A 3353-nucleotide genomic window follows, 5' to 3' on the forward strand; every position below is an offset into this window, starting at 1 on the left:
TGAAAAGTGTTGGGCGACTTTAAAAAGCAGAATTCGCAAGCTATTACTTAAATCTGATAATTTACGTGATGCTATGGAAATCGTTCTCAAGCAAGCTGCGTCCTAATTAAAATGGCTACGGCTATACCTCGGATTAGTGGAGTGAGTTTGTGTCAACAGTATCGGGCGGCGGGAAAAACAGCTCCCGTATTAATGATTACGGCAAAAGATGCCACACCTGATAAAGTCATAGGATTAGATGCCGGAGCTGATGATTACCTCGTTAAACCAATTGATATCGTGGAGTTCATGGCACGGGTGCGGGCATTGAGGAGGCGATCACCCCTCTGGCAAGGAGACACTCTCTGCTTGGCAGACCTCGAACTTCATCTCGATAGACTAATTTTGGAGCGACAAGGGGCGATTGTATCCCTTTCCAGCCAAGAATTTCAGTTGCTAGAGTACTTCATGCGTCATCCTAAGCAAGTCCTGACTCGTAACCAGATTGAGCAAGCTGTATGGGAGTGGGGTAGTGAGCCAGAAAGCAATTCAATCACCGTGCTAGTTCGTAAACTTCGCCAACGTTTGCAAACATTAGCAGCAGCCCATTGGATTGAAACTGTTTACGGTATGGGCTATCGCCTCAATCCTCCAGAACCATCTTGAGATTTAATTTCAGAGTCTACAATCAAGTAGAATGCTAATCCGATTTAACTACATTTTGACTTCTGACTTTTGAATTCTTCTTCTATTTGTGTTTAACCGCAGTCGTCGTAATTTAGCTCGTTGGTTTATCCTTTCAATGGGGTGCATTCTGATTCTCTTCGCTGGAGTCATTTACAATCTTGAGGTAAAAGACAAGCTCAAAGCATTAGATCAACTGCTTTATAAAAGAGCAGAGCTAATGGCAGCTAGTTCACAGTATCGGCTGGATCAAGGACAAAAAAAAGTCGATCTGAGCAATATACCGCTATTAGGTAGTGGTTCTCACCCTGCTGATATTGAACTAGTTTATATTCGCTGGTATGAACCGAATGGCAAAATCAATCGTTTTTTTGGTACTCCACCTCCACAAAAGTTAGAAATAACATCTGAGTTTCTCACGATTAAGTCCGTTGACCAGTTTACAGGTGAGACGCTTTGGCTACGTCAAGTTACACTACCTGTTCAAGGAGGAAATTCGGTTATCGGTTATCTGCAAGTTGCTATCCCACTGACGGAAACTCAAAACGAGCTTAGAGAATTTCAGTTAATATTAACCCTTGCTGTACCTGTAGCACTGGGGTTAATTGGACTTACAGGTTGGGTACTCAGTGGTATAGCTATGCAGCCTGTTCAGCTAGCTTATAATCAACTGCAACGCTTCACATCAGATGCTTCTCATGAGTTGCGATCGCCCCTCTCTGCGATTTTGACCAATGCTCAAGTTGGGTTACTAATGGCAGCAGACCATCCCCAAATCCATCCCTCAATGGAGAACATCATCGATAGCGCCAAGTTGATGAGTACCTTGGTCAATAACCTACTGCTGTTGGCTCGGCATCAAGGAAAATTAACTCCCCAATCTCTCAAAAAGGTTAGTCTTAATAGCTTGCTAGAGAATTTAGCTATTTATTACAATACTGTTGCTGCAAAAGCGTCGATCAAGTTGATCAGCCATTTACCAGAACAACACATTGAGTTGTGGGCTGACCCCGATTTGCTGCGGTTAGCTGTTGAAAACTTGATCAATAACGCCTGTAATTACACTCCATCTGGTGGAACTGTCTGGTTACGCTTAGAACTTCATCCAGATCGGGCAGTAATTCAGGTCATCGATACTGGAATTGGAATTCCAGAGGCAGATTTACCTTACATTTTTGATCGCTTTTACCGAGTTGATACAGAACGTGCCAGAGAAAGCGGCGGATTTGGGTTAGGATTAGCGATCACTCAACAAATTGTCCAGGCTCACGGTGGTCATATTTATGTGATGAGCAATGAGGGTACAGGCTCGACGTTCCAGATAAAATTACCGCTAATGAGCAATTCCTAAATCACCTTTAAGAAATGATTCATAATGAAAATCTAAAACAAAGAGCTATATTTAACAACCCGCTAACAGAGAAGGCACTGCACATCTTGTGGGGCATCCAAGCACCAGCCTTTAGGGTCTGACAGAATGCGGCGAAGGATTTCTTCATCTTCACTGCTACCGTTACCAAGGTTTGCAAGGGACAAGTAAACCTGTTGGTTTAGCAGAGACGGGTAAGTGAATTCGTGGCGTTTGGAATATTTTAGACGAATACAGTCTTCCAGTAAGGCTGATAAACCTTCTGTGGTGAATAAGTTGGGATTGTCTTGAAGGAGTAGTTGTAAAACTGGTAGGGTAGACATGACTATCCTTTACGGGGTAGTTAAGCGATCGCACTCTTGGCCGGGGGTGATCGCTTCTAATTTTCTTCGTCAAAACTAACGTCAAAATCAACGCCTAAAGCTGCTTCTATTTTTCTAAGGGTTGATTCTGGTAATACCTTAATATCTTCATTTTCAACGGAGTACCAGTTCTGAACGCTCATATCAGCAAGTGCAGCTAACTTTGTGAGCGGACGACCGTCTGCTTTTCTCGCCTGTTTAATTTTTTCACCCAAACCTGGAACATCTTTTCGTAACGGCCTCTCAACTTGCATCAAACACGATCTCACTTAACTACCTCCTTATATTTAATCTCACCTTTCACCTCTTAAATATAAACCATAAAATGACACTTGACAAGCGACGGTCTAAAGCTTATAATTTAAGAATAGAGGAAAAGAGCGCTAGCCTTTTAGCTAAATATAGAGACGCTCGAAATAGAACTAACCAAATCAAGTTAATTACGAAACCAATAAAATCAGAAGCCGCCGGGACTAGCAGCCGGAAGCCTAAAACTTGTAATGGCCAAGCCACCGCGAGATGATTCCGATGACCTACCACGTCTAAAAACTGGTTGCAAAAAACTTCAATCTTTGCAGAACAAAGGCGATTGTGAATTCCTCAATCGCCTTTTCAATTGTTACCACGCGGCTGTACAGAGGACACGGTAACATCCCAATATCTTCTCTACAGCTTTGTGCTGTCTGCTGTTTTGACATCAGCTGATACGCTTTGCCTCTGAATTACTTTATGAGGCTGCGCCAATAAGAGAGTGAGCGTTGTGCAAGCACAACGTTGTTCATGTAAATCAAAAGGCGATCGCCTGCCTGAGAAACATCGCGATCGCCTTTATCGGGACTTAAACAAAAATCAAGCCCAAATATAGCCCAAACTGGCTTTATAAGAAGCAAACAGGTCACGATTGAGAGTCAACCAATCAAAAAATCGGAAAGACATAGCTGTTCTAAAGGCTTCCAAAG

5 protein-coding genes are annotated in these 3353 nt (G+C 42.8%); 2 read left to right on the plus strand and 3 right to left on the minus strand.

Translation table 11 applies throughout. The features are described from left to right. Positions 1-111 precede the first annotated feature (111 nt). Together LC653_RS45255 and LC653_RS45260 are read left to right on the plus strand one after the other, a co-directional pair. Positions 112-645: a response regulator transcription factor gene (locus tag LC653_RS45255; protein WP_229501750.1), complete on the plus strand. Its 534-nt coding sequence runs from the start codon at positions 112-114 to the stop codon at positions 643-645. 88 nt (positions 646-733) lie between these two features. Next, a complete protein-coding gene (locus tag LC653_RS45260) occupies positions 734-2014 on the plus strand; it encodes a sensor histidine kinase (RefSeq protein WP_229501751.1) in 1281 nt (426 codons plus the stop codon). 62 nt (positions 2015-2076) lie between these two features. Here LC653_RS45260 and LC653_RS45265 read toward each other — a convergent pair whose 3' ends face one another. The 3 genes from LC653_RS45265 to LC653_RS45275 all read right to left on the minus strand — a co-directional run bounded on the left by LC653_RS45265 (position 2077) and on the right by LC653_RS45275 (position 3092). Then, positions 2077-2355, minus strand: coding sequence for a hypothetical protein (locus tag LC653_RS45265; RefSeq protein WP_229501752.1), 279 nt, complete (start codon positions 2353-2355; stop codon positions 2077-2079). A gap of 56 nt (positions 2356-2411) precedes the next feature. Beyond that, entirely contained in the window at positions 2412-2648 is a 237-nt protein-coding gene (locus LC653_RS45270) for a helix-turn-helix domain-containing protein (protein ID WP_229501753.1), read from the minus strand. A gap of 288 nt (positions 2649-2936) precedes the next feature. Continuing rightward, on the minus strand, positions 2937-3092 hold the full coding sequence (locus tag LC653_RS45275) for a hypothetical protein (protein WP_229501754.1): 156 nt from the start codon (positions 3090-3092) through the stop codon (positions 2937-2939). Positions 3093-3353: the final 261 nt, after the last annotated feature.

It is taken from the genome of Nostoc mirabile CHAB5784 (genome assembly GCF_020829645.1).
Taxonomy (GTDB): domain Bacteria; phylum Cyanobacteriota; class Cyanobacteriia; order Cyanobacteriales; family Nostocaceae; genus Nostoc; species Nostoc mirabile.